General features: G+C 71.6%; 28 protein-coding genes. 8 read left to right on the top strand and 20 right to left on the bottom strand.

The features are described from left to right. Positions 1 to 317 precede the first annotated feature (317 nt). Positions 318 to 1,343, top strand: coding sequence for a phosphatase PAP2 family protein (locus tag ACFYV1_RS22680; protein ID WP_389397350.1), 1,026 nt, complete (start codon positions 318 to 320; stop codon positions 1,341 to 1,343). An 82-nt stretch (positions 1,344 to 1,425) separates the two neighbouring features. On the opposite strand, the gene ACFYV1_RS22675 is transcribed toward ACFYV1_RS22680, so the two are convergent. The 4 genes from ACFYV1_RS22675 to ACFYV1_RS22660 form a co-directional block, all read right to left on the bottom strand. Continuing rightward, positions 1,426 to 1,641 carry an I78 family peptidase inhibitor gene (locus tag ACFYV1_RS22675; protein WP_389397349.1) on the bottom strand — a complete coding sequence of 72 codons (216 nt, stop codon included), beginning with the start codon at positions 1,639 to 1,641 and terminating at the stop codon, positions 1,426 to 1,428. 321 nt (positions 1,642 to 1,962) lie between these two features. Further along, the gene (locus tag ACFYV1_RS22670; RefSeq protein ID WP_389397348.1) at positions 1,963 to 2,934 is read right to left on the bottom strand and encodes a helix-turn-helix transcriptional regulator; all 972 of its coding nucleotides are present in this window, start codon (positions 2,932 to 2,934) and stop codon (positions 1,963 to 1,965) included. Between the two features lie 65 nt (positions 2,935 to 2,999). Further along, positions 3,000 to 3,797 (bottom strand): hypothetical protein, encoded by a 798-nt coding sequence (locus ACFYV1_RS22665; RefSeq protein WP_389397347.1) that lies wholly within the window; start codon positions 3,795 to 3,797, stop codon positions 3,000 to 3,002. After that, positions 3,797 to 5,080, bottom strand: a complete 1,284-nt coding sequence (locus tag ACFYV1_RS22660; RefSeq protein ID WP_389397346.1) for a glycosyltransferase family 4 protein — start codon at positions 5,078 to 5,080, stop codon at positions 3,797 to 3,799. The genes ACFYV1_RS22665 and ACFYV1_RS22660 overlap by 1 nt, the downstream gene beginning before the upstream one ends. A 264-nt stretch (positions 5,081 to 5,344) precedes the next feature. On the opposite strand from ACFYV1_RS22660, the gene ACFYV1_RS22655 reads away from it, so the two are divergent. Then, entirely contained in the window at positions 5,345 to 6,124 is a 780-nt protein-coding gene (locus ACFYV1_RS22655) for a hypothetical protein (RefSeq protein WP_389397345.1), read from the top strand. 280 nt (positions 6,125 to 6,404) lie between these two features. After that, positions 6,405 to 6,761, top strand: coding sequence for a hypothetical protein (locus tag ACFYV1_RS22650; RefSeq protein ID WP_389397344.1), 357 nt, complete (start codon positions 6,405 to 6,407; stop codon positions 6,759 to 6,761). A gap of 78 nt (positions 6,762 to 6,839) precedes the next feature. Here the strand turns inward: ACFYV1_RS22650 and der are convergent, their stop codons facing one another. The 5 genes from der to aroH form a co-directional block, all read right to left on the bottom strand. Then, positions 6,840 to 8,288, bottom strand: a complete 1,449-nt coding sequence (gene der, locus ACFYV1_RS22645; protein WP_389397343.1) for a ribosome biogenesis GTPase Der — start codon at positions 8,286 to 8,288, stop codon at positions 6,840 to 6,842. Between the two features lie 63 nt (positions 8,289 to 8,351). After that, positions 8,352 to 8,939 (bottom strand): lysophospholipid acyltransferase family protein, encoded by a 588-nt coding sequence (locus ACFYV1_RS22640; protein WP_389397696.1) that lies wholly within the window; start codon positions 8,937 to 8,939, stop codon positions 8,352 to 8,354. 53 nt (positions 8,940 to 8,992) lie between these two features. Continuing rightward, positions 8,993 to 9,676, bottom strand: a complete 684-nt coding sequence (gene cmk, locus ACFYV1_RS22635) for a (d)CMP kinase (RefSeq protein WP_389397342.1) — start codon at positions 9,674 to 9,676, stop codon at positions 8,993 to 8,995. Positions 9,677 to 9,868: 192 nt separating this feature from the next. After that, a complete protein-coding gene (locus ACFYV1_RS22630; RefSeq protein ID WP_389397341.1) occupies positions 9,869 to 10,954 on the bottom strand; it encodes a prephenate dehydrogenase in 1,086 nt (361 codons plus the stop codon). Beyond that, on the bottom strand, positions 10,951 to 11,313 hold the full coding sequence (gene aroH, locus ACFYV1_RS22625; RefSeq protein ID WP_389397340.1) for a chorismate mutase: 363 nt from the start codon (positions 11,311 to 11,313) through the stop codon (positions 10,951 to 10,953). Before aroH ends, ACFYV1_RS22630 begins: the two co-directional genes overlap by 4 nt. A gap of 131 nt (positions 11,314 to 11,444) precedes the next feature. Here aroH and ACFYV1_RS22620 point away from each other — a divergent pair, with 131 nt between their 5' ends. From ACFYV1_RS22620 to ACFYV1_RS22610, 3 genes are all read left to right on the top strand, one after another. Further along, a complete protein-coding gene (locus tag ACFYV1_RS22620) occupies positions 11,445 to 11,774 on the top strand; it encodes a DUF952 domain-containing protein (protein ID WP_389397339.1) in 330 nt (109 codons plus the stop codon). 147 nt (positions 11,775 to 11,921) lie between these two features. Then, positions 11,922 to 12,371, top strand: coding sequence for a Rieske (2Fe-2S) protein (locus ACFYV1_RS22615; RefSeq protein WP_389397338.1), 450 nt, complete (start codon positions 11,922 to 11,924; stop codon positions 12,369 to 12,371). Positions 12,372 to 12,401: 30 nt separating this feature from the next. Further along, a complete protein-coding gene (locus tag ACFYV1_RS22610) occupies positions 12,402 to 13,091 on the top strand; it encodes a DNA polymerase beta superfamily protein (RefSeq protein ID WP_389397337.1) in 690 nt (229 codons plus the stop codon). 32 nt (positions 13,092 to 13,123) lie between these two features. On the opposite strand, the gene ACFYV1_RS22605 is transcribed toward ACFYV1_RS22610, so the two are convergent. The 5 genes from ACFYV1_RS22605 to ACFYV1_RS22585 all read right to left on the bottom strand — a co-directional run bounded on the left by ACFYV1_RS22605 (position 13,124) and on the right by ACFYV1_RS22585 (position 17,417). Further along, entirely contained in the window at positions 13,124 to 14,155 is a 1,032-nt protein-coding gene (locus tag ACFYV1_RS22605; protein ID WP_389397336.1) for an ADP-ribosylglycohydrolase family protein, read from the bottom strand. Next, positions 14,152 to 14,889, bottom strand: a complete 738-nt coding sequence (locus ACFYV1_RS22600) for an NUDIX domain-containing protein (RefSeq protein ID WP_389397335.1) — start codon at positions 14,887 to 14,889, stop codon at positions 14,152 to 14,154. The genes ACFYV1_RS22605 and ACFYV1_RS22600 overlap by 4 nt, the downstream gene beginning before the upstream one ends. Beyond that, positions 14,886 to 15,956 carry an AAA family ATPase gene (locus ACFYV1_RS22595; protein ID WP_389397334.1) on the bottom strand — a complete coding sequence of 357 codons (1,071 nt, stop codon included), beginning with the start codon at positions 15,954 to 15,956 and terminating at the stop codon, positions 14,886 to 14,888. The genes ACFYV1_RS22600 and ACFYV1_RS22595 overlap by 4 nt, the downstream gene beginning before the upstream one ends. Continuing rightward, positions 15,953 to 16,597, bottom strand: a complete 645-nt coding sequence (gene pnuC / locus ACFYV1_RS22590; RefSeq protein ID WP_389397333.1) for a nicotinamide riboside transporter PnuC — start codon at positions 16,595 to 16,597, stop codon at positions 15,953 to 15,955. The genes ACFYV1_RS22595 and pnuC overlap by 4 nt, the downstream gene beginning before the upstream one ends. Before the next feature lie 268 nt (positions 16,598 to 16,865). Continuing rightward, entirely contained in the window at positions 16,866 to 17,417 is a 552-nt protein-coding gene (locus ACFYV1_RS22585) for a TetR/AcrR family transcriptional regulator (protein ID WP_389397332.1), read from the bottom strand. Between the two features lie 71 nt (positions 17,418 to 17,488). On the opposite strand from ACFYV1_RS22585, the gene ACFYV1_RS22580 reads away from it, so the two are divergent. Further along, positions 17,489 to 17,983 (top strand): cupin domain-containing protein, encoded by a 495-nt coding sequence (locus tag ACFYV1_RS22580; RefSeq protein WP_389397331.1) that lies wholly within the window; start codon positions 17,489 to 17,491, stop codon positions 17,981 to 17,983. A gap of 68 nt (positions 17,984 to 18,051) precedes the next feature. Beyond that, positions 18,052 to 18,606 (top strand): hypothetical protein, encoded by a 555-nt coding sequence (locus ACFYV1_RS22575; RefSeq protein ID WP_389397330.1) that lies wholly within the window; start codon positions 18,052 to 18,054, stop codon positions 18,604 to 18,606. Between the two features lie 220 nt (positions 18,607 to 18,826). Here the strand turns inward: ACFYV1_RS22575 and ACFYV1_RS22570 are convergent, their stop codons facing one another. The 6 genes from ACFYV1_RS22570 to ald all read right to left on the bottom strand — a co-directional run bounded on the left by ACFYV1_RS22570 (position 18,827) and on the right by ald (position 25,267). Continuing rightward, positions 18,827 to 19,933, bottom strand: coding sequence for a pseudouridine synthase (locus ACFYV1_RS22570; RefSeq protein ID WP_389397329.1), 1,107 nt, complete (start codon positions 19,931 to 19,933; stop codon positions 18,827 to 18,829). Further along, on the bottom strand, positions 19,933 to 20,538 hold the full coding sequence (gene scpB, locus ACFYV1_RS22565) for an SMC-Scp complex subunit ScpB (RefSeq protein ID WP_389397328.1): 606 nt from the start codon (positions 20,536 to 20,538) through the stop codon (positions 19,933 to 19,935). The genes ACFYV1_RS22570 and scpB overlap by 1 nt, the downstream gene beginning before the upstream one ends. Next, entirely contained in the window at positions 20,535 to 21,974 is a 1,440-nt protein-coding gene (locus tag ACFYV1_RS22560; protein WP_389397327.1) for a segregation/condensation protein A, read from the bottom strand. The genes scpB and ACFYV1_RS22560 overlap by 4 nt, the downstream gene beginning before the upstream one ends. Before the next feature lie 47 nt (positions 21,975 to 22,021). Then, the gene (locus ACFYV1_RS22555) at positions 22,022 to 22,600 is read right to left on the bottom strand and encodes a hypothetical protein (RefSeq protein WP_389397695.1); all 579 of its coding nucleotides are present in this window, start codon (positions 22,598 to 22,600) and stop codon (positions 22,022 to 22,024) included. Then, on the bottom strand, positions 22,597 to 23,745 hold the full coding sequence (locus ACFYV1_RS22550) for a ParA family protein (RefSeq protein ID WP_389397326.1): 1,149 nt from the start codon (positions 23,743 to 23,745) through the stop codon (positions 22,597 to 22,599). The genes ACFYV1_RS22555 and ACFYV1_RS22550 overlap by 4 nt, the downstream gene beginning before the upstream one ends. A 409-nt stretch (positions 23,746 to 24,154) precedes the next feature. Next, entirely contained in the window at positions 24,155 to 25,267 is a 1,113-nt protein-coding gene (gene ald / locus ACFYV1_RS22545; protein WP_389397694.1) for an alanine dehydrogenase, read from the bottom strand.

The following is a 25,267-nucleotide window of genomic DNA, read 5'->3' as shown; positions in this document are numbered from 1 at the left end:
CGTGCGGTCCGCGTGGCCGATCTCTCACCCCGCCCGGCCCTCCGGTGTGGCGTACGCCACTCCGGAGGGAGCCCGCGGCCGGTCCGGGCCGCGCCTGAACACACCGGAAATTCCACATGGGACTCCGGCAAACCATTCACGCCCGATGCCGGGAAGCCGTCCGAGAAGGCCGTCCGATAAATAGGGAACACGACCACCGGCTTTTCCTGACGGACCGTGAATGAAACTGGACCTGAGACAAACTCCACATCACATAGGGATCACGATAGAGAGTGGATCGACCTGACCACTCACTCACTCCCTGTAACGTCGATTGCGTGCGTACCGACTTCTTTGCCCGGCTGGACCGGGAGCCGGAACCGCCGAAGACAGAGATCCCGCGGATGAGCCGCACGCGTCTCGCCCTCTTCGGCGGGACGTCGGCGTTCTATCTGGCCATCGTCGTCGCCGTGCTGGCGTCCACGTGGCTCGTGGCCCTCGACTGGAAGCTGATGCTCTTCCGGCCCTACGAGCAGTGGCCGGAGCAGCACGCCTTTCTCGACTACTTCGTGGTGCTCGGCCAGCGCGGCCCGACGGCCGTCATGGTCGCGGCGTGGCTGGGCTGGCGCTCCTGGCGCCAGCACACCCTGCGCCCCCTGCTCTCGCTCGGCGCGGCCCTGCTGCTGCTGAACGTCACCGTGGGCGCCGTCAAGATCGGACTCGGCCGGCTCGGCCCCCACTACGCGACGGAGATCGGCTCCGCCGAACTCTTCGCCGGCGGCGATATATTTCCGTCCGGACACACCGCCAATGCCGTCGTGACCTGGGGAATCCTGGCCTATCTGGCCACCACCCCGAGAGCCCGGCGCTATCTGTCGGCACTTTCGGCCGTGGTCTCCCTCGGCGTCGGTCTGACAACCGTGTACCTCGGTACGCACTGGCTGAGCGATGTACTGCTCGGCTGGGCGGCGGGGCTGCTGATCCTTCTCGGTCTCCCCTGGTGCGAGCCCCTGATCAGCCGCGCCGAGGCATGGATCCTCGCCCTGCGCGCACAGTGGCGGGCCCGCCGGGCGGCGTCGCCGCTGCCCTCGCGGCCCGTCGCGTCGGGAGGGCCGCCGCGGCCCGCCGTGTTCCCGCAGCGCGGGACGGAGGCCGCACAGGCCGACGGCCACGGCTCCGGGCCGGTGACCGGCGTCGGCACCACGACCACCCGGCCGGCGGCCGGGTCGGCCGGTGGCCCGACGGCGGGCACCAGGGCTGCCACGCACGACCGGTCGCGGTCGCACCCGCGCTCCGAGCGGACCCCGGTGACCCCGTCGGGCAGCCGACGGCCGCCGCATTCGCGACCGCTGACGGGCGGCTGACAGGCGGCCGACAGGCAGGTGGCTGAGCGCGAAGGCCCCGGTACTCACGGAGTACCGGGGCCTTCGGCGTACACGAGTGGGCTCAGCCCTTCCAGCAGCGGATGACCGAACCGTCCTTCACCTCGAAGTTCAGCCGGCCCTGCACGTACTCCATCGTGATGATCGAGCCGGGCGGAAGCGCTCTGACCGTCGACCAGCCCCGCTCGCGGGCCTGCTGCTCGGCTTCGTGGGCCTCGAGGCCGACGTACGACTCCGGGGTGTCGTCGGGCTGTGCGGGAGGGGTCGGTATGGGTGCCATGCCTTCACCGTAGGCGGCAGCGGACGGTGACGGAAGCGGAGCCGGAAGAAGAACGGCGGACGACACAAACCCGGTGACAGGTGACCGCAGCAGTCCCGGATACTCCGCCGGTCACGCTTGTGTCACAGGATCTCGACAGGTGCCCCGTTCGAACTGGTTCACCCGATCGGGCGCTCGCGGCTGTTCCTGAACGAATTGAGCTGCCGTGCGGACCGGGACGAATTCACAATGGCTCCGCTTCCAATTCCCCGAATCGACTCCCGCCGCCCGGAGAATTCACAGCGTGGGCCATTCACCATTTCTTTACATAATCCACTCGACTCACGAGCCGTCAGGTCCCAGGGCTCGGGAGAGCCGGTCGCGGAGCGTCCTGACGTGGTCGACCAGCTCCGGCGGCTCGACGACCTCGAAGTCGAGACCCCTGAGCATCACGTGGATCACCAGCACGTCCAGGTTCGTGGCCCCGGTCCGCAGCAGGCAGCTGCTGTCGTCGACCGCCTCCAGAATCCCGTCGGCCGGGCCGACGGCCTCCGCCGCCCGCTCGGCGGAGGTGCGCAGCCGCACCACGGCGTGGGCCGGGTACGCATGGGTGGACACGCCCTTGGCCACGTAGGCGGCCAGGTCGTCGGCGGGGGGCGTACGCGGCGTGAAGCGGGGGCCGTGCGGGGGCCTGGGGTCGATGCGATCGGCGCGGAAGGTCCGCCAGTCTCCGCGCTCGACGTCCCAGGCGACCAGGTACCACCGGCGTTCCGTGCACACCAGGCGGTGCGGCTCGACGGTGCGCCGGGTGGAGGAGCCGCCGTGGTCGCGGTACTCGAAACGCAGCCGCTCGCTGTCCCTGCAGGCGTTGGCCAGCTCCGTGAGCACACTGGGGTCGACGGTCGAACGCTGCCCGCCGCGCAGCATGGGCACGGTGAAGGCGTTGAGCGCGCTCACCTGCCGCCGGAGCCTGCTGGGCAGCACCTGCTCCAGCTTGGCGAGAGCGCGTACGGAGGTCTCGCCGATGCCCTCGATGCCCTGGCTCGCCGCGGTGCGCAGTCCGACGGCCACCGCCACGGCTTCCTCGTCGTCCAGCAGCAGCGGCGGCAGTTCGGCTCCCGCCCCGAGCTGGTATCCGCCGCCCGTGCCCGGACTGGCGTTGACCGGGTAGCCGAGCTCGCGCAGCCGGTCCACGTCCCTGCGCACCGTCCGCGGGGTGACACCGAGGCGGTCCGCCAGGTCGGCGCCGGACCAGTCGCGATGCGCCTGCAGCAGGGAGAGCAGACGCAGCAGTCGTGCCGAGGTTTCCAACATGGCGGAAGTCTGCCAGCCGTTGCGGACAGCCACTGTCCGCGACTGCGGGCTGGGGAGGGCCGTGCTCAGCCTGCCGCGGTGATACGGACGCAGAGGTTGTTGTCACCGGTGTAGCAGGGAGCGGCGATGCGGTCGGCCACGCGGCGCCGGGGATAGACGAAGACCGACTTCTTGTCCCAGACGTCGTCGAGGATGCGAGAGATCCGCACCGCCGCCGCGTCCGCGGCCGGCCGCAGCCACAGCTCCCACAGGCCTTCCCCGCCGGCGCCCTCGGCCAGCGGTCCGTACGGCAGCGTGAAGACGAACGCGCGCCCCTCGCCGGTCACGGGCGCCTCGTACTCCCGGCTGCCCGAACGCAGCCGTGCCTGGGCCACCGCCCCCTCGCCCAGCTCCACCCCGTACAGCACACCTTCGACGGACATGGCGTCCCGCTCGGGGGCCAGGCCGATCGCGCCGGCCTCGGCGTGCGGTGCGCGCACCCAGCAGCGCACCGCGAGCCGGCCGTCGGCCGTCGGGTAGGGGACCCGCACGGTGACGCGGCCCGGGGCCGGGTCCTGGTCGACGAGCGCCCGCAGGTCCCGGGTGCCGGGCCGTACGGCCTCGCCGGTCCGCGTGTACACGTCCCAGCGGCCTTCGGCGAGCTCGAGCGTCATGGGCAGCACGGCCCGCAGGGTGTCCTCGCCGGACGGTGTGAGCGGCAGCCGCAGCTCGTCCGCGGGGCTCTTTCCGCCGCGCCGCTTCAGTACGAGTACCGCGTCCGGCCCGCCCGCTCCGGCGACGTCGAACACGAGGGCGCCTGTCGTGTCGGCGACGCAGTCGGCTCGCGGCGTGCGGTGTCCGGCGGTTGTGCTGGGCGTGCTCATCAGCTCTTCTTCCGTCTGCGGACCACCTCCGCGGCAAGATAACGCAGTGCATAGACCCTGTCATAGAGGGCACTCCGGACCTGGTGCAGGCGCTCGCGCGTCACGCTGTGCGCGCGCCCGGCCCCGCCGCGCGCGACGAGCTCGGCGAACAGCGCCTCGTGACGCCCGGTGACCTCGGCGGGGTCGAACCGGGCGGAGGCGGCCAGTGCCGCCCGGCCGGTGCGCTTGCGCAGTTCGTCGTCGTTGATCAGTTCGAGCAGCGCGTCGGCGATGGCGTCCACGTCACCGACGGGCACCAGCCGGCCGTCGACACCGTCCTCGATGATCTCGCCGGGACCGTGCGGGCAGTCGGTGGCGACGACGGGGAGCCCGCAGCGCATCGCCTCGACGATGGTCATGCCGAACGACTCCCGGCTGGAGGTGACGGCCGCGACCGAGCCCTTGACCCACTCCGGCTCCAACGGGCTCACCGGACCCATGAGGAAGACATGGTTGTGGAGGCCGTACTCCTCGATCCGGTCGAGCAGGCCCTGCTTCCCGTTGCCGGTCGCGTCGCCGCTGCCGTAGATCCGCAGCCGCCAGTCCGGGCGGGCGGCGACGACCTTGGCGAACGCCGTCACCAGGAGGTCGTACCGCTTCACGTTGGTGAGGCGTCCGGCCGCCACGACCCACTTGGCCGTGCAGTCCGCGGGAGGGACGCTGGGCACGGGCACGCTGTTGGGCACCGCCGCTATGCGCACACCGGGGAGCTTCAGCCGCTCGCGGTAGGAGCGCGCGTCGGCCTCTGTGACGGTGGTGATCGCGTCGAGCAGGCTGTAGCGGTGGCGGATCTCGCGGCGCAGGCGGTACCCGTGGCCGTCGAGCGTCAGGTGCTCCTGCCCGACCCGTACGACGCCGCGGCGGGCCTCGCGGGCGATGTGGACGTTGAGACCCGGGCGGGTGCCGACCACGATGTCGGCGTCGAGGGACGCCAGGTGAGCCCCGATCCGCTTGTCGGTGAGACGGCTGTACTGACGGTGCCGGCCGTCGCCGCGCGGAAAGACCTTCGCCGGCTGCTTGGCCAGCGGGTCGTCACCGTCGTAGCCGGGGCTCGCCTTCCGCAGGTCGACCAGGTGCCTGAGGGTGACGCCGGCGGGGGCGCCCATGGACGGGACGTCGCGGTGCCGGAACACGGAGACGATCTCGACGTCGTGCCGTTCTGCGAGCTCGCCCGCGAGGTTGAACGTCGAGCGGATCGTCCCGCCGATGCCATAGGCGTTGTGGAGCAGAAATGAGATGCGCATACGTCGCCGTGTCCCCCGGGGTCCCGAAGATCCTCTCCTGGTCAGAGGATCTACGCGACGACTGTACTTGCCTGCCGGGGGCGGTACGGGATCCGCGGTACGTCGTAGCGGTTCCGGTTCGTTTCCGGCCTGTACCGATCCCCCGCGGTGGCGCGACGGCTCGATTCGTTGCCGTTTCACGCGTGACTCCTGCGACACGTCTCCCGTTGAACCTGGTGCGCCGGGACCCGCCCGGCACACCCGATCAAGTCCGAGGAGCCACCCGTGCCGCGCATGCTCGACGTCAGCGAGGACGTACGTGCCGAGATCGGCGACGAAGAAGCCGACCGGCTGCTCGCCGGCCTGAACGCCCCGGGCAGCTACGACTGCACCTCCTGCCGCACCCCGGGCGACTCCGAGCAGGAGCGGACCAGCACCGTGCTGTTCGTCGGCGACGAGACCGCCGTTCTCGCCTTCGCCCACGCCACCTGCATCCCTTCACAGGTCGTGCAGGTCGAGGAGGACCAGCTCCAGGGCGCGGTCCGGTCGATCACCGGTGAGGAGCCGCGCGTTCCGGGCGCCGCCCCCGAGCAGGCCGTGCTCGGCGTCACCAGTGGTCTGATCCTGCTCGACGGCGACGTGCACCCCGCCCTCGTCGTGGAACCGACCGCGCCGATCGCCCGCCCGGGCACCACGGGCAACGGCGGCGACGACTTCCTGCCGCTCCTGATCGAGCAGGGATTCCTGCCGGTCATGGACGTGAGCCGGCGCCCGTCGCAGCTGCCCGGCTGGTCGGTGCTGATCGCCATGGGGCAGCTGCACGCGGTGCTCCAGCCCGGTACGGGCGGTGGCAGCCCGGTCGCCTGGTGGCAGGCCCACCAGCCCCTGCAGGTCACCGAGGCCTGGCGGACCGCCGTCAACAAGACGCAGACCGTCCTCGTCTACGCCGCTCCGGTGGGCTCGATCGGCCAGCAGCCCAGGGAGGACCTGCTGCGCGACGCACTGGAGAAGGCCGCGGCCGACGGCCGTCTGGTGGCCGCGGCGATGCCGCTCGCGGGCACCTGAGCCCCTGAGCCGGCCGGGGCCGTACGACTCCCGGCCGCTGCAGAACCCCTGGACCCACGGGGGTGCCCGCCGACCGGCCCGGCAGGCACAGGACGTACGCCGAGGCCGCTCTCCCGCCCCGGCGTACGTCCGCGTGTACCGGAGGGGTCCGCATGGCCCGAATCGTCCCCCGGAAGAATGCAGCTCGCCGCAGCCCGCATCCGCGGGACTGCGGCGTCGTTGCAGGTACGTGCACTCATACGACCCCTCCCCCCAGCCGTTCCAGAGCCAGATCCCTTCCATGCGCCCCTCGCGCGACGGGTCGCCTGGCCGCTCGGCCACGCCGATCTACGACGCGCTGTACTCCGAGTACCTCAGGGCGTTCAGGACGCTGCCGGGTGACCGCAGCGGGGAGGAGGATCTGGACTTCAAGGCGTTCGGGACGGGGCTGCACAGCAGCCGCGGCGGCTTCCTCGGCTACGGGAGCCATACGGGCCACACGAGCGGCCACACCGGTCACACGCAGTCGGGCCACTCGGGCGGGCAGGGCGGCTTCGCGAGCCAGCACGGCAGTTGGCATCCGCACCAGACCGGCACGGGCCGGCACGCGGTCCACCGGCCGGCGGCACTGCCACCGGCTCCGCGCAAGGGGCTCTGAGCCCGCGACCGCAAAGGACGCCGCTGCACCCGGACCTTGTGGGAACGGTCCGGGTGCAGCGGCGTCGGCGACTGTGGGCTACTTCTTGCGGCCGCGCTTCTCCCGCACCCGGACCGAGATGTGGATCGGGGTGCCGTCGAAACCGAACTCCTCACGCAGCCTGCGCTCGACGAAACGCCGGTAGCCGTGCTCGAGGAAGCCGGACGCGAAGAGCACGAACCGCGGCGGCTTGGTGCCGGCCTGGGTGCCGAAGAGGATGCGCGGCTGCTTGCCGCCCCTGATCGGGTGCGGGTGAGCGGCGACGATCTCACCGAGGAAGGCGTTCAGCCGACCGGTCGGGACACGCGTCTCCCAGCCCGCCAGGGCGGTCTCGATCGCCGGGACCAGCTTCTCCATGTGACGGCCGGTGAGCGCGGACACGTTCACCCGCGGCGCCCAGGCGACCTGCTGCATCTCCGTCTCGATCTCGCGCTCGAGGTAGTAGCGGCGCTCCTCGTCGAGGTCGTCCCACTTGTTGTAGGCGACGACGATCGCACGGCCGGCCTCGACCGCCATCGTGATGATGCGCTGGTCCTGGACGCTGATGGTGTCCGTCGCGTCGATCAGGATGACCGCGACCTCCGCCTTCTCGACGGCGGCGGCCGTGCGCAGCGAGGCGTAGTAGTCGGCGCCCTGCTGCAGGTGGACCCGCTTGCGGATACCGGCGGTGTCGACGAACTTCCAGGTCACGCCGCCGAGTTCGATCAGCTCGTCGACCGGGTCACGGGTGGTGCCCGCGAGCTCGTTGACGACGACGCGCTCCTCGCGCGCGACCTTGTTGAGCAGCGAGGACTTGCCGACGTTCGGACGGCCGATCAGCGCGATGCGGCGGGGGCCGCCGACCGCGCCGCCGAAGGTCTGGGCGGGTGCCTCCGGCAGCGCCTCGAGGACGGCGTCGAGCATGTCGCCCGTACCGCGGCCGTGCAGTGAGGAGACCGGGTGCGGCTGGCCGAGACCGAGTGACCACAGCGCCGTCGCGTCCGCCTCGCCGCTGGGCCCGTCGACCTTGTTGGCGCAGAGCACGACGGGCTTGCCGGCCCGGCGCAGCAGCTTGACGACCGCCTCGTCGGTGTCGGTCGCGCCGACCGTGGAGTCGACGACGAAGACGACGGCGTCGGCGGCCTCGATGGCGTACTCGGCCTGGGCGGCGACGGACGCGTCGATGCCGAGGACGTCCTGCTCCCAGCCGCCGGTGTCGACGACCTTGAACCGGCGGCCGGCCCACTCCGCCTCGTAGGTGACGCGGTCGCGGGTCACGCCGGGCTTGTCCTCGACGACCGCCTCGCGGCGGCCGATGATGCGGTTCACCAAGGTCGACTTGCCGACATTCGGTCGTCCGACGACAGCGAGGACGGGCAGCGGGCCGTGCCCGGCCTCCTCGATCGCGCCTTCGACGTCCTCGATGTCGAAGCCCTCTTCCGCGGCGAGCTCCATGAACTCCGCGTACTCGGCGTCGCCGAGTGCTCCGTGGTCGTGCTGGTCGTTCATGAAGTCCGTTCCTCGTCCGTCACTGGACCGCGACAGCTGCGTGGTCCATTACTCAAGTCTGGCTCAGCGCCCGGTCAGGCGCTTCGCGTTCTGCAGGTGGGCGGTCAGCCGATCCTGGATGCGCACGGTCGCTTCGTCGAGCGCCCCGCGCGTACGGCGTCCGCTCCCGTCACCGGCCTCGAAGGCCTCACCGAAGACCACGTCGACGCGGCTGCGCAGCGGTGGCAGCGCCCGTATCAACCGTCCGCGGCGCTCCGTGCTTCCCAGCACCGCGACCGGCACGATCGGGGCGCCGCTGCGCACCGCGAAGTACGCGAGCCCGGAACGCAGCGAGGCGAAGTCGCCTTCCCCCCGGGTGCCCTCGGGGAAGATCCCGAGGACTCCGTCGTCGTCCAGCACGCCGAGCGCGGCCGTGATGGCGGTGCGGTCGACGGTCGTACGGTCCACCTTCACCTGTCCGATCCCGGTCAGGAACGGGGCGAGGGGGCCGACGAACGCCTCCTTCTTGATCAGGAAGTGCACGGGCCGGGGCGCGGTGCCCATCAGCATCGGTCCGTCGATGTTGTGCGAGTGGTTCACCGCGAGGATGACCGGACCCGCTGCCGGGACCCGCCACGCGCCGAGCACGCGCGGCTTCCACAGTCCGTACATCAGCCCGATGCCGATGCCCCGCCCGACGGCCGCGCCCTTCTGCGAGGCTACGGTCACTTCGCGGCCCGCTTCTCCTCGACCAGGGTCACGACGCACTCGATGACCTGCTGGAGGGTGAGGTCCGTGGTGTCGACCTCGACCGCGTCGGCCGCTTTGGCGAGCGGGGACGTCTTACGGCTGGAGTCGGCCGCGTCCCGCTTGATCAGGGCCTCGCGGGTGGCCGCGACGTCGGCTCCCTTGATCTCGCCGCTGCGGCGGGCCGCCCTGGCCTCGGGCGACGCGGTCAGGAAGATCTTCAGGTCGGCGTCGGGCAGCACGGTCGTGCCGATGTCACGGCCCTCGACGACGATGCCCTTCTCCGCCTCCTTGGCGATGGACCGCTGCAGTTCGGTGATCCGGGTGCGCACCTCGGGGACGGCGCTGACCGCGCTGACCTTGGAGGTGACGTCCTGCTCGCGGATCGGGCCGGAGGCGTCGAGACCGTCCACGGTGATCGTCGGGCCCGACGGGTCGGTACCGGACTCGATCACGGGCTTGCCGGAGGCGTTCGCGATCGCCGAGGGGTCGGTCACGTCGACGCCGTTGCTGATCATCCACCAGGTGATGGCACGGTACTGAGCACCGGTGTCGAGGTAGCTCAGCCCCAGCGCGGAGGCGACGGCCTTGGAGGTGCTCGACTTGCCCGTGCCGGAGGGGCCATCGATGGCGACGATCACGGATTCCACGGTGTCGGACACCTTCCTGGTTCTTGGGAGCGGGCACGGCGGGACTGCCGGTGGGCCCAGCACAAGGTTACCGAGTGCGGACGACCACTTCTGCACCCGTGCTCCGGGACCGGCCCGGCCTGGCGCCGGGAGGGGGTCCGCGGGCCGGGCGTCCGGCCGCCCGACGGCGGCCGGGAGGCGTCGGCGGACCGGGCCCGAGGCCGCCTACTGGCGGATCGACCAGCCACGTTCCCGCAGCGCCGCCGCCAGGAGCGGGGCCGCCGCCGGTTCGACCATCAGCTGGACCAGGCCGGCCTGCTGGCCCGTCGCGTGCTCGATGCGGACGTCCTCGATGTTCACCCCGGCCCGTCCGGCGTCGGCGAAGATACGGGCCAGCTCGCCCGGCTCGTCGCTGATCAGCACGGCGACGATCTCGTACACCTTCGGTGCGGTTCCGTGCTTGCCCGGCACTCGCACCCGGCCGGCGTTGCCGCGCCGCAGCACGTCCTCGATGCCGTCGGCACCGCCACGGCGCTCCGACTCGTCCGACGACTGCAGGGCGCGCAGCGCGTGGACCGTCTCGTCGAGGTCCGCGGCCACGCCGGCCAGCACGTCGGCCACGGGACCGGGGTTGGCGGCGAGGATCTCCACCCACATCCGGGGATCCGAGGCGGCGATACGGGTCACGTCGCGGATGCCCTGCCCGCAGAGGCGCACGGCGGTGTCGTCGGCCTCCTCGAGCCGTGCCGCGACCATCGAGGAGATCAGCTGCGGCGTGTGGGAGACGAGGGCGACGGCCTTGTCGTGCGCGTCCGCGTCCATCACGACCGGTACGGCCCGGCAGAGGGAGATCAGCTCCAGGGCGAGGTTGAGGACCTCGGTGTCGGTGTCGCGGGTGGGGGTGAGGACCCACGGGCGGCCCTCGAAGAGGTCCGCGGTGGCCGCGAGCGGGCCCGAGCGCTCCTTGCCGGACATCGGATGCGTACCGATGTAGGCGGACATGTCGATGCCGAGCGCTTCGAGATCCCGTCGCGGGCCGCCCTTGACGCTGGCCACATCGAGGTAGCCGCGGGCGACTGTGGCGCGCATGGCGTCGGCGAGCGTGGCGGCGACGTGGGCGGGGGGCACGGCGACGACGGCGAGGTCGACGGGGCCCTCCGGCTTCTCTTCCGTGCCCGCTCCGAGCGCCGCGGCGGTGCGGGCCTGCTCGGCGTCGTGGTCCACGAGGTGCACGGTGACCCCGCGTCCCGCGAGGGCGAGCGCGGCGGAGGTGCCGATCAGCCCGGTTCCGATGACGAGTGCGGTTCTCACTGGGCGATGTCCTTGCGGAGCGCGCCGGCGGCGCCGAGGTAGACGTGGGAGATCTTCGACTTGGGCAGGTCGGACTCGATGTGCGCGAGTACGCGCACCACGCGGGGCATGGCGCCGTGGATGTCGAGTTCCTGCGCGCAGATCAGCGGCACGTCGACGATGCCCAGTCCCCGGGCGGCTGCCGCGGGGAAGTCGCAGTGGAGGTCGGGCGTGGCCGTGAACCAGATGCTGATCAGATCGTCGGCGATCAGGCCGTTGCGCTCGAGGACGGCGGTGAGCAGCTCCCTGACCTGCTCGTCCATGTGCTCGGCGTCGTCCCGCTCCAGCTGGACGGCTCCCCGGACCGCTCGTACCGCCACGACGTGCTCCTCATGTGCTCACCGGATGCGCCCACCTGCGCGGGTGCCTGGGTTTCAGCGTAGTCAGCGCGCGGCGCTTCGACGGCGGTGCCCGCTCTGCGAGACGGTCGGCACTGCGCTACAACGGGCGAATGATCTTTCATGTCGTGCCCGCGCGGGAGTGGACGGCGGCCGCCGAGGCCCCGTACGCCCCCGCCTCCCTGTCCACCGAGGGATTCGTGCACTGTTCGGGCGACGAACTCGCCGCGCTCGCCGTGGCGGACGCCCGTTACCGGGACGCGCCGGACCTGTTGGTCGTGCTGATCGACGAGGTCCGGCTCGGCGCCGAGGTCCGCTGGGAAGGGCCGGGGGGCGAGTTCCCGCACGTGTACGGGCCGATCGAGCGTTCGGCGGTGGAGGCCGTGATGGCGGTGCACCGGGACGGCGACGGTCACCCCCGGCAGCTCACCCCCTGGGCCTGACGTCGCCCCCGAGCCGGACTTCCGGCGGAGGCGCGCGCTGGGCCGACGGGCGGACATCGGCTGCCCGGTTGCTTCGTCTCCGCCTGCTCAAGGGCCAGGATGCTCGTGTCCCGAGCGGGTCGGGGTCACGAGCTGAGGAGACTGTTCATGGACACGAGTCGACGGACGGTCCTGGCGGCGGGTGCGGCGGGTGCGGCCGCCCTGGTGGCGGGCTGCGGGGACGGAGGCGGCGACGGCCCGGCGACGCAGCCGCCGAGCGAGCCCGCGCCGGCGACGTCCGAGGACGGCGGCGCCACGCCCTCGCCCGCCGGCGAGGAACTCGCCAGGACCGGGGACATCCCGGTCGGCGGCGGCAAGGTCTTCGCCGACAGGAAGATCGTGGTGACCCAGCCGCGGGCCGGAGACTTCAAGGCGTTCTCCGCCGTCTGCACCCATCAGGGCTGCACGGTCGCCAACGTCTCCGACGGGACCATCAACTGCCTGTGCCACGGCAGCAAGTACAAGATCGCCGATGCCTCCGTGGCCAGTGGTCCGGCGACCGAGCCGCTGCCGGCACAGCCGATCACCGTCTCGGGGGACTCGATCCGGGTCGGGTAGCGCGGCGGCACCTCGCGTAATCTCTCGCGCATGACGCCCGAGACTGCGAGGACGCTGATCCGCGACCACACGGTCTACTCCTGCGTCATGGGGTCGCGGGCCTTCGGCCTGGCCTCCGAGGACAGCGACATCGACCGCCGGGGAGTGTTCCTCGCGCCGACGCCGCTCTTCTGGGGCTTCGAGAAGCCTCCCACGCATCTGGAGGGGCCTGCCGACGAGCAGTTCTCCTGGGAACTGGAGCGGTTTCTGGAGCTCGCGCTGCGCGCCAATCCGAACGTACTGGAGTGCCTGCACTCCCCCATCGTCGAGCACATCGACGACACCGGTCGTGAACTGCTCTCCCTGCGCGGGGCGCTCCTCTCCCGCCAGGCGCACGGGACGTTCGTGCGCTACGCGACGGGACAGCGCAGAAAACTGGAGGCGGACGTGCGCCTCCACGGGGCGCCGCGCTGGAAGCACGCCATGCACCTGCTGCGGCTGCTGTCCAGCTGCCGCGATCTGCTGCGCACCGGCGAGCTGGTGATCGACGTGGGCGCGGCCCGCGAACCGCTGCTGGAGGTCAAGCGCGGCGAGGTGCCGTGGGACCAAGTGGAGGCCTGGATGACGCGCCTTGCCGGAGAGGCGGACGCGGCGGCCGCCTCCTCCCCGCTCCCTCCGGAGCCGGACCGGGCTCGCGTGGAGGACTTCCTGGTGCGTGCCAGAAGGGCCTCTGCCGGGTGAGACCCCGTGGCGCTCCGGACAGCGCCCCGGCGTCACGCGTCCCAGAGCGCCCCCAACGTCACGAGCTCGTCCCGGTACTCGACCCTGTCCGCCCATTCGTCCGGCCACGCCCGCGCGCCCAGGTGCGCCCCCGCGAAGGCGCCGGCCAGGCACGCGATCGAGTCCGAGTCGCCCTTGGTGCACGCGGCCCGGCGCAGTGCCGTCAGGGGGTCCTCCGGGAACATCAGGAAGCACAGCAGCCCCGTGGCGAGCGCCTCCTCCGCGACCCAGCCGTCGCCGGTGGCGAGGCAGGGGTCGAGCTCCGGCTCGGGCGCGCGCAGGGCCTCGGCGAGCCGCTCGAGGATGCCCAGGCACTCGTCCCAGCCGCGCGCGATGAACGCCTCCGGCGTCGCGTCGTGCGAGTACGTCCACAGGTCGCCGAGCCAGTGGTGCTGGTAGCGGCTGCGGTTGTCGTACGCGTACGAGCGCAGCCGGCCCACGAGACCGGTCGGTTCCACGCCCTGCGCCAGCAGATGGACGGCGCGGGCCGTGAGGTCGCTCGCCGCGAGGGCCGTCGGGTGCCCGTGGGTGAGCGCGGACTGCAACTGCGCCGCGCCGGACCGCTGTTCCTCGCTCAGGCCGGGCACGAGCCCCACCGGCGCGACGCGCATGTTGGCCCCGCAGCCCTTGGAGTCGATCTGACCGGCCTGCTGCCACGGCAGGTCGCTGTCGAGCTTCTGGCAGGCGACCAGACAGGTGCGGCCGGGCGCCCGGTTGTTCTCCGGCGAGTGGTACCAGTCGACGAACTCCTCGCGCACCGGCCGGACGAGCCGGGAGGCGACGAGCGGGCCGTGGGACATGGCCGTGCGGATGCCTCGGGCCAGCGCGAGTGTCATCTGGGTGTCGTCGGTGACGATCGCGGGGGCGGGCAGTTCCATCCGCCGCCACGGCCCGCACTTGGCGAGGATGGACGGCACGTCGCTGAACTCGGTGGGAAAGCCGAGGGCGTCGCCGAGCGCGAGCCCGGTGAGCGCCCCGGTGGCGGCCTGCTTGGTGATGGGCGTGGTACTTCTCGTGCTGGTCATGGCTGGTGCCGTCCCTCCGGTCGCAGCAGTGGTGGGTGCAGGGCGGACGCGGCTCCCGCCCGGTAGAGCGCGGCCGGTTTGCCACGGCCGCCGGTTCGGCGCGGTTCGCCCTCGACGGCCTCGACGAAGCCGGGCGTGGCGAGCACCTTGCGCCGGAAGTTGGGGCGGTCGAGCGCGACGCCCCAGACGGTCTCGTACACCTGCTGCAGTTCCCCGAGCGTGAACTCGCCCGGGCAGAAGGCGGTGGCGAGACAGGTGTACTCGAGCTTGGCGCCGATGCGCTCCTGCGCGTCGGCGAGGATCCGGTCGTGGTCGAAGGCCAGGGGCACGGCCGCCGGCAGCGGTGTCCACCGGGCGTGTGCCGCGTCGCCGCCGCCCCGTGGCTCCGGCAGGTCGGGGACGAGCGCGGTGTACGCGACGGACACGACGCGCATCCGCGGGTCACGGTCCGGTTCGCTGTAGGTGCGCAGTTGTTCCAGGTGGAGGTCGGCGGCGGTGCGCTCGGTGAGGCCGGTCTCCTCCGCCAGTTCGCGGCGCGCGGCGCTCTCCGCCGACTCCCTGGGCAGCAGAAAGCCTCCCGGCAGCGCCCAGGCGCCCTCGTAGGGCTCCTGGCCGCGTTCGACGAGCAGCACGTGCAGCCGGTTCTCCCTCACCGTGAAGACGGCCAGATCGACGGTGACGGCGAACGGTTCGAAGGCGTACGGGTCGTAGCCGGCGGGGCGGGGGGCGCTCATCGTTTCTCCGGCAGAGGGTCCGCGAGGTCCCATCCCTCGTCGATCAGTGCGTCCACGGCGGCGACCGCGGTGGCGAGGCGCTGCTCGTGCGGTCCGGTGAGTTCGACGGTGCGGCGGCCGGTGCGGGCCAGTTCCTCGCGGAAGCGGCCGGTCATCCACGGCCGGAGGTGCTCGCCGTCGCGCAGACCGTCGTCCTCGAAGGCGACGCCTTCGTGGCCGGTCAGCAGCCACAGGTGCTGCCTTCGCGGTTCGGGGGCCACCGGGTAGGGGCGTTGCGTGTAGCGCTCGTGCCAGATGGTGGTGGCGAAGGCGTCGGTGTCGCAGAACACGACGGGAGAGCCGGCGCGTGCCGCCTCCTCCTCGAGCTCCGCCTGCCGTCGTGCGATCAGCGGGAACTCCTCGGACGTGAACTCGACCCCGGCCCAGTCCGCCCCCGGTCGCCGTGCCCGCAGCGCGGCCAGCTTGTGTTCGCTGTACTCCCGGCCGTACTCGGGCACACAGCGGGTCCGCCGCCACACCCCGCCGCGCCGCCGGTAGTGCTCCGCGAGGGCGCCGGCCATCGTGGTGGTGCCGGTGGACTCCGCGCCGAGGACGACCACCCGGCGGGCGAGCGCGGCCCGCACCGGGGGCTCGAGGAAGTCCCAGCAGCCGACGGGGTCCTTGCGTACGGCGGTTCCGGAGACCGGGAAGGCGCCGCGGTCGGGGTCGACGCAGACCGGTTCGGCGCCGAACCGGCGGCCCAGTTCCGCGCCGTACGCCTCCGAGGTGAAGACGGCGTCCACGGGCTCGGGGACGGCGGCGCGGAAGACGGCCATGTGGGCGTCCCAGACCGCGGGGTCGTTCATGTCCACCGGAACGTCGTCCATCGTGCCCACGACCCGTACGCCGGGGTGCACTTCGCGCATCCAGGCCACCCGGTCCGCGAGCGGGAGCGTCTCGACGGACGAGGCGCACACCAGAACGGTGAGCCGTTCGCAGTGGGCCGCCGCGGTCCGCACGAGATGGTGGTGGCCCGCGTGCGGCGGATAGAACTTGCCGAGGACCAGGCCGTGTCCGTGGCGCCTCATGCCGCCACCGCCTGTCGCCGGGCGGTCAGGTCGCGCGACCAGTTCAGCAGACCGGCGACACACAGCGCCATGAACCCGATGTAGAGCAGCGCGGTCAGATAGAGCTCCTTGTACGCGTACAGCGGTACGTACACCACGTCGGCGGCGATCCACAGCCACCACGACTCCAGGCGCTTGCGGCACTGCCCGTACGTCGCCATCAGCGACAGGGCGGTCGTCAGGGCGTCCCAGAAGGGGACGGTGGAGTCGGTGGCCCGGTCCAGGAGCAGGGTGAGCGCGAGTGTCCCCACCGCCCCCGCCGCGAGCAGCCAGGTCCATTCGGTGCGGGTGGTGCGCCGCACCGGCAGGACGGAAGAGCCTGGTCCACCCCCGTGGGTCCAGGTCCACCAGCCGTACGCGGCGAGGGTGATGAAGACGACCTGCAGGCCGGCGTCGGCGTACAGGCCCGCCTGGGTGAAGAGCAGGATGAAGAAGACGTTGTTGGCGATGCCGATCGGCCAGTTGGCGATGTGCTGGCGGGCGACGAGCCACACGCAGAGCGCGCCGCTGCCGAACCCGAGGAACTCGGTCCAGCTCACCGGGGTCTCCAGCACGGTGAACAGCGGCTGCTGCAAGGGCTGAAGGATGTCTGCGAGACTCACACCCGCCTCCTTTATAGTCAGGATGACTATAAAGGGTCCCGGGTGCCGCCACAAGGGGCCTGCGACGGGGTGTGCGCCCATCCGTCCCGCCGCCCGCGAGTGCCGCCCACAGCGCGAGGCCGCCGGGTTCGAGCTCGGCGTCGTACAGCGCGACTTGGAGGCACCGTCGACCGAGGCCGCCTCGGCCACCCACTCCGCACGAGACGGCCGAGCGTTCCAGCCCGCAGGCAACGGGTCCGGCGTCCGCCCGCAGGCAGACCGAAAACGCTCAGCGCCCCCGCAGGCCGTCCAGCACGATCTGCACGAACCGGCGCCAGTCGCCGATCGCGTCGCGACTCAGCACCGCCACCGCCCCCACACTCATGTACAGGTCCCCCACCGTCACATCCGCGCGCAGCGTGCCGTCTTCGCGGCCGCGCTCCACCAGCCGCGCGCCCATCGCGAGCAACGCCTCACCGACCTCACCCCGGGGGGCCGTACCGCCGAACGCCGCCTCGATCACGCCGGAGACGGCACGCCCCTGCTCGTGAACCTCTCCCACATGCGTCAACAGCGCGGCCACCGCCCCGCACGCGTCGGGCTGCGTCAGGCACTGCTCCTCCGCGAACGCCAGGATCTCCGCGAACCGACGTACGGCGACGGCCTCGACGAGGGCCCGCCGCGTCGGAAAATGCCGGTAGACGGTCCCCACGCCGACGCCGGCGGCCCGCGCCACCTCAGCCATCTGCACCTCGTCGCCCCGCTCGGCGAACAGATCGTGCGCAACTTCCAGCACGCGCAGGCGATTTCGCTCCGCGTCGGCCCGTGACGGTCTTGACATTCGACTGCTTTCTCTGCTGCCCTTAAAACGGAATCGGATTCCGATTCCGTCTCTGAGAGGGAAGGATACCCATGTCCGACGACCGTTTCATCCTCCTCGCCCCCGGCGCCACCCGCACCACCCGGGTGCCGCTGCCTCCGGCGATGGCCGTGAAGGCCAGAACCGAGGACACCGAGGGCCGCTTCTCCCTCATGGAGGTCGTCGTGGCACAGGAGATTCCGCGCCACGTCCACCATGAAGCCGACGAGTGCGTCTACGTACTGTCCGGCGAACTCGGCGTGGAGTTCGACGACACCACCCACACGGCGACGGCGGGCCAGTTCGTACTGCTGCCCCACGGCGTCCCGCACGCCCTGCGCCCGGCGAGCACCCCGCCGCCCCGCGTCCTCCAGATCTCCTCGCCCGGCGGCTGGGAGTGCTACCTGGAGGACCTGATCGAGCACCGGTCCCGGATCAGCCACAAGGGACGCCTCGACCCCGCGGAGCTCAACCGCATCGCCGCCCCGTACCGGATCGCCTATGAAGAGCCGGCCCGGTCCGCCGCCTCCGGCGCTCACCCCGAATGAGCCGTGCACTGTTCCCGGCACCACACACGACCACTGATTCCTGACCACGTATGTCGGAGTGCGGACTCATGACGCAGTTGAACGACCTCCTTCGGCGCGCCCGGAACGCCGAGAACCACGCCCGCGTCCGGGCGGTCGCCACCGTCCTGGCCCGCTTCGCGCTGGGCCTCGGGTTCCTCTCGGCGGTCGCCGACCGGTTCGGTCTGTGGGGCGGGGCCGGGACCGGTGCCGTGGCATGGGGCGGCTACGACGCCTACCTCGCCTATGTACACGATCTGGCCCCCTACCTCTCCGGCGGCCTCGTCGATGTCGTGGGCGGTGCGGCCACCGCGATCGAGGCGGCCCTCGGCGTCACCCTGCTGCTGGGGGCCGGGACCCGCCTTTCGGCCTGGACGAGCAGCGCGGTGCTGCTGGGCTTCGCGCTGTCGATGTTCTTCTTCTCGGACTTCGAAGCACCCTTCAACAGCTCGGTGTTCAGCGCCACCGCCGCCGCCCTGCTGCTCGCACTGGCCCCCGCGGGCGGCCTGCCCCTCACGCTCGACCGCCTCCTGCGGTCCGGCGACGGCCGGCGCCCCGGTACCGCCCGCGCTGGAGGGCGCACGATCGTGGAGAGGGCCGAGTGACCCCGTCGACACCGGCGTGCGGCTGACCCTGGACAGCGCCGGGCCGGCGTTCGCCGCCATGGTGGCGCCCGCCGGCCCGGCTCCCGCTCCCAGCGGGTGCCGATGCGTGGCAGGCGTTACGGGCCGCGGCGTACCCCACTCGGGCCGAGGACGACGAGGAGCCCGTGACCGGCCAGTCACGGGCTCCTCGTGTACGTCTGTGCCGGACGCCCCGTCGGGCCTACAGGCCGACTTCCTTCATCAGCATGCCGACCTCGGTGTTCGTCAGTCGGCGCAGCCAGCCGGACTTCTGGTCGCCGAGCGCGATGGGACCGAACGCGGTCCGCACGAGCTTGTCGACCGGGAAGCCGGCCTCGGAGAGCATGCGGCGCACGATGTGCTTGCGGCCCTCGTGGAGGGTGACCTCCACGAGGTAGTTCTTGCCGGTGTTCTCCACCACACGGAAGTGGTCGGCCCTGGCGTAGCCGTCCTCGAGCTGGATGCCGTCCTTGAGCCGCTTGCCGAGTTCACGCGGCAGGGGCCCCTGGATGGCGGCGAGGTAGGTCTTCTTCACGCCGTACTTCGGGTGGGTGAGGCGGTGCGCCAGCTCACCGTGGTTGGTGAGCAGGATGATGCCCTCGGTCTCCGTGTCGAGCCGGCCGACGTGGAAGAGCCGGGTCTCACGGTTGGTGACGTAGTCACCGAGGCACTGGCGGCCGTCCGGGTCCTCCATCGTGGAGACGACACCGGCGGGCTTGTTCAGTGCGAAGAAAAGGTAAGACTGGGTCGCGACCGTCAGGCCGTCGACCTTGATCTCGTCCTTCTCGGGGTCGACGCGGACGCCCTGCTCGATCACGATCTTGCCGTTGATCTCGACACGGCCGGCGTCGATCAGCTCCTCGCACGCCCGGCGCGAACCCATGCCGGCGCGGGCGAGCACCTTCTGGAGCCGCTCGCCCTCCTGGTCCCCGAAGGTCTTCGGGGTCTTGATCACCGGCTTGTCCGCGTAACGCTCGCGGTTGCGCTCCTCGGAGCGGGCGTCGTACTCGCGCGAACGCGCGGGTGTGGTGCGGCCGCCACCGCGCTGCGGGGACTGCCGGGGACCGCCCTTGGCTCCGCCGCGGGCCGCGCCGCCGCGGCCCTTCTTCGGCGCCTCGGACGAACCGCCCACGTCGTACCGTCGCTCCTCGGGGCGGGGCTTGCCGGCACGCTTCTGCTGGTCGTCCCTGCTGTTGCCGGCGCCCCGGTAGTTCCCGCGCCCACCACCGCTGCTGCCGCGGCCGCCGCTGTTGCCACCACGGCTCCCGCCGTTGTTTCCGCTGCTGTTCCTGCCGCTGCTGCTTCGCATCAAATTTCCGTCTTGTCGTCTGCGTCATCACGATCCGGTGCATCCGGATCGAACGACGGAACCCCTTCCAGCGTGTCCGCCTCGATCGCGTCCGCCTCCGGTAGGAAGGGCGCGAGCTCCGGGAGCTCGTCCAGGCCGCGCAGGCCCATCCGCTCCAGAAAGTAGTTCGTCGTCCTGTACAGGATCGCACCTGTTTCGGGTTCCGCGCCCGCCTCCTCGACCAGACCCCGCTGGAGGAGGGTGCGCATCACGCCGTCGCAGTTCACTCCGCGCACCGCGGAGACCCGTGAACGGCTCACCGGCTGCCGGTACGCGACGACCGCGAGGGTTTCCAGCGCGGCCTGCGTGAGCCTGGCGTGCTGGCCGTCGAGCACGAAGCGCTCGACGGCGCCGGCGTGCTCCGGGCGGCTGTAGAACCGCCAGCCGCCGGCGACGAGCCGCAGCTCGAATCCGCGGCCCTGGACCGTGTACTCGTCGGCGAGCTCCCGCAGCGCGTCCGCGACGGCCCGGCGCGGCTGCTCCAGGACCTTCGCGAGGTGCTCCTCGGTCGCCGGTTCGTCCACGACCATGAGGACGGCCTCGAGGGCGGGCTTGAGATCGCTCACTGCTTCTCCTCCACCACTTGATCGAACTCGTCCGTCACGGTCACCGCCTCGGCCCCTTGGGCTGCCCAGATCACCGTCAGCTCGCCGAGGGCGTCCTCCTGGTCCAGCACGACGGCCTTCTCCCGGTAGAGCTCGAGCAGGGCGAGGAAGCGGGCCACGACGGTCAGCGTGTCCGGAGCGCCCTCGGTCAGCTCGCGGAACGAGGCCCTGCCCCGCGCCTTGAGCACGGCGACCACGACCTCGGCCTGCTCGCGGACGCTGACCAGGGGCGCGTGGATGTGGTCCACGTACACCTGCGGCTTCGGCTTGGGCTGCATCGCCTTCACCGCGAGCCTGGCGAAGCCCTCCGCGCCGATGCTGATGACGACCTCGGGCAGCAGCTCCGCGAGGTGGGGCTCCAGCCCGACGGTACGGGGGAACCTCCTCGCCTCGTCGTCCAGCCGCCGATCGAGGATGTCGGCGATCTGCTTGTACGCGCGGTACTGGAGGAGTCGCGCGAAGAGCAGGTCACGGGCTTCGAGCAGGGCGAGGTCGCCCTCGTCCTCCACCTCGGCGGCCGGCAGCAGCCTGGCGGCCTTGAGGTCGAGCAGTGTCGCGGCGACGACGAGGAACTCGGTGGTCTGATCGAGGTCCCAGTCCGGGCCCATGGCGCGGATGTACGTCATGAACTCGTCGGTGACCTTGGAGAGGGCGACCTCGGTGACGTCGAGTTTGTGCCGGGAGATCAACTGCAGGAGCAGGTCGAACGGCCCCTCGAAGTTGACCAGCTTCACCCGGAATCCGTCGCCCGCCGTGTCTGCCCCCGGACCGGTCTCCGCGTCACCCGGCGAGGCCGCCTCGGGTGACGGGGCAGTGGCCCCGGCGGACCCCGGGTCGAACTCGCCGCCACGCGGCGGGGCCGATGCGGGGGCCGGCTCCCCGCCACGCGGCGGGACCGCTTCAGGGGCCGGCCCGGCACCAACCGCCCCCGGGGCGAGCTCGACGCCAGACGCTGAGGCATCGGACGCGTCCTCCACCACCGGACCCGCCACTGCGCCACGCGACGCCGCCGTCTCGGGCACGCCGGCCGCTGCCACACCTCCAGCCGACCGCCGGCCACCCGCCCAGACCGCCACCCGAGAGCCCGCCGCGCCGGACGAAGCGTCCTGCTCGGACGCCTCCTCCACCACCGGACCGGGCACCCCGCCACGCGACGCCGCCGTCTCAGGCACGCCGGCCGCCCCGGAACCGGGTTCCTCGCCGCGCGGCGCGGCCGCCCGCCCGCCGGGCTCGGACGCGTTGGGGGCCGGGGGCTCGCCACCGGCCTCGGGAAAGGGCGTGGTGGGGGAAGCCTCCCCCGGTCCGGCCACCTCGTCCCCGCCCTCGCGCGGCGCACCCGGCCCCCGTCCCAGGGCGCGGCGGCGGGACGGGCTCGGCAGGGCGTCGTTCGGGGGCATGTGGTTCCAGGGAGCGGAAGGGACAGGCGCGCCCGCAGGCTACCCGGTCAGCGGCCGCGCAGGCGTCTCACGAGGATGCTCGCGTCGCCGCGCTGCTCGAGGTCCGCGAGGACCACCGCCACCGCTTCGCGGACGATACGGCCCCGGTCGACGGCCAGTCCGTGTTCACCGCGCAGCACCAGACGCGCGTGTTCGAGGTCCATGAGTTCCTCGGCGGAGACGTAGACCGTGATCTTCTCGTCGTGACGTTCGCGGCCGCTCGGGCGACGGTTCGCGCCGCGCCCGCGGCGGCGGGGCGGGGAGGCGGCAGCGCTCTCCTGCCCGGCAGGGCGGCCCTTGGCCGCTCCCGTGCCCGCGTCCCGGGCGGAGGGCCCCGCGCCGTCCCTGGCCCGGCTGCGTCCCTCGCCAGTCGCGTCCGCTGCCGCCGTGGAGTGCTCCTCCGAGGCGGAGGAGGCGGAGGCTGCGGAAGAGGACGACGACGGCGACGCCTCGTCCGACTCCCCCTGCGCCGGCACCCGCGGCTCGCCGCCGCCCGCTGCCGGGTTCCCCTGCTTGCGCGGGGACGACGACTGCAGCGCCATGCCCCCGGTCGTACGGAACAGCTCGTCGGCCCCGGGCAGACTCACTCGGCGTGACACCGGGCGAGCACCTCCCTGGCGAGCTGGCGGTAGGCGGCGGCGCCGACGGAGTTCGACGCGTACGTCGTGATGGGTTCACCGGCGACCGTGGTCTCCGGGAAGCGGACGGTCCGTCCGATGACCGTGTGGTAGACGTGGTCGTCGAACGCCTCGACGACCCTCGCCAGCACCTCGCGGCTGTGCACGGTCCGCGAGTCGTACATCGTGGCGAGGATGCCGTCCAGCTCCAGGTCGGGGTTGAGCCGCTCCTGGACCTTCTCGATCGTCTCGGTCAGCAGTGCCACACCTCGCAGCGCGAAGAACTCGCACTCGAGCGGCACTATCACCTTGTGCGCCGCGGTCAGCGCGTTGACGGTGAGCAGGCCGAGCGACGGCTGACAGTCGATCACGATGTAGTCGTAGTCGGCCATCAGCGGCTTGAGCGCACGCTGCAGCGTGGACTCGCGCGCGACCTCGCTCACCAACTGCACTTCCGCGGCCGACAGGTCGATGTTGCTCGGCAGCAGGTCCATGTTGGGCACGGCGGTCTTCAGGAGAACCTCGTCCGCCGACATGCCCCGCTCCATGAGCAGGTTGTAGACGGTGAGGTCGAGCTCCATCGGGTTGACACCCAGGCCCACGGACAGCGCGCCCTGCGGGTCGAAGTCGACGAGGAGCACCCGTCGGCCGTACTCGGCGAGCGCGGCACCCAGGTTGATGGTCGACGTCGTCTTGCCGACGCCGCCCTTCTGGTTGCACATCGCGATGATCTTCGCGGGGCCGTGGTCGGTCAGCGGGCCCGGAATCGGGAAGTACGGCAGCGGACGCCCGGTGGGGCCGATCCTCTCGCGGCGCTGACGGGCAGCGTCGGGCGCGAGGGTGGCCGCGTACTCGGGATCGGGCTCGTACTCGGCGTCGGGGTCGTAGAAGTGCCCTTCGGGGACTTCCTCGTAGGCGGCGAAGTGGGTGGACTCTCTGCCACTCTCGTTGCCGGCCATGGCGTTCACGTGTTGGCCGTCCATCATCTTCATCGTGTGGGCTGTCGTCATGTGCGTCGGGTGCCGGCGCTGGTGCGTGGCGAAGGGGCGGACAGCGACGGAGCCGACGGCCTCGAGACCGGACGACGGGTCCTGCCCCGCGACCGGGGGTGCCACCACACCCTCAGGGCGTAGGTGGACCGTTCCTGGTTGACCACCCCCGGGAGTAAATGTCGACTCATTCACAAGTCGTCTTACCTCCTTGGACCGTGACCAGGAAACTTATCGATAGGTCAGCGTGGCACCATGCCGACGGTTGGCGACTCTATGGCGTGTCACCGGTCCGCAGCAACACAATCCGCCGGACCCGGCCCGATGTGTCGGCAATCGAACACCCCTCTGTCAAGGGCGCACAGGCCGTCCCGCGTGCCTCCGTCGGCACGTTTCGGGGGGTCGCGAATCGGTTAAAGGGTTACGTTCGAGGCGAGTTGAACGACCCCCGCAAAGCGGGCACGGACGAGTCCGGCCGGACCCTGCTGAGCAAGGTCCGGCCGGACTCGTGATGTTGACGCCGCGCGTTGACCGCCTAGCGGAGCAGCGTGCCCAGCTCGACGCTCTCGAGGCCGTGCGCCTCCGCGACCTCGCGGTAAACCACCTTGCCGTCATGGGTGTTGAGGCCCTTGGCGAGCGCCGCGTCACGGCGCAGCGCCTCGACCCAGCCGTTGTTGGCCAGCGACACGATGTAGGGCAGCGTGGCGTTGGTCAGCGCGTACGTGGACGTGTTCGGCACCGCGCCCGGCATGTTGGCGACGCAGTAGAAGACCGAGTTGTGGACGTTGAACGTCGGCTCGGCGTGGGTGGTCGGACGCGAGTCCTCGAAGCATCCACCCTGATCGATTGCAATGTCGACAAGTACACTTCCGGGCTTCATCTTGGCGACGAGCTCGTTGGTGACCAGCTTCGGCGCCTTGGCGCCGGGGATGAGTACGGCGCCGATGACGAGGTCCGCGTCGACGACCGCCTTCTCCAGTTCGAAGGCGTTGGAGACGATCGTCTGCACCTTGGTGCCGAAGATCCTGTCCGCCTCGCGGAGCTTGTTGATGTCCTTGTCGAGCAGGGTCACGTGGAAGCCCATGCCGACGGCGATCTGGGTGGCGTTCCAGCCGGAGACGCCACCGCCGATGACGACGGCCTTGCCGGCCTGGGTGCCGGGGACACCGCCGGGGAGCACGCCGCGACCGCCGACCGAGCGCATCAGGTGGTACGCGCCGACCTGCGGGGCGAGCCGGCCCGCGACCTCGGACATGGGGGCGAGCAGCGGCAGCGCGCGGTTCACCTCGACCGTCTCGTAGGCGATCGCGGTGGTGCCGGACTCCAGCAGCGCGTCGGTGCACTCGCGGGAGGCGGCGAGGTGCAGGTAAGTGAAGAGCGTCTGGTCCTTGCGGAGGCGGTGGTACTCCTCTGCGATGGGCTCCTTGACCTTCAGCAGCAGGTCGGCGGTGGCCCAGACCTCGTCCGCGGTGGGCAGGATCCGCGCACCGGCGGCCACGTACTCGTCATCCGTGATCGAGGAGCCGACACCGGCGTTCTGCTCGATGAAGACCTGGTGACCGTTGCGCACGAGCTCGTGCACGCCGGCGGGGGTGATGGCCACCCGGAACTCGTTGTTCTTGACCTCGCGGGGGATGCCGACCTTCAC

Origin of the sequence: Streptomyces sp. NPDC003023 (genome assembly GCF_042888225.1) — a bacterium.
Taxonomy (GTDB): Bacteria; Actinomycetota; Actinomycetes; order Streptomycetales; family Streptomycetaceae; genus Streptomyces.
Note: the sequence above shows the minus strand (reverse complement) of the source record. Positions and strands in the feature narration are given on the sequence as shown.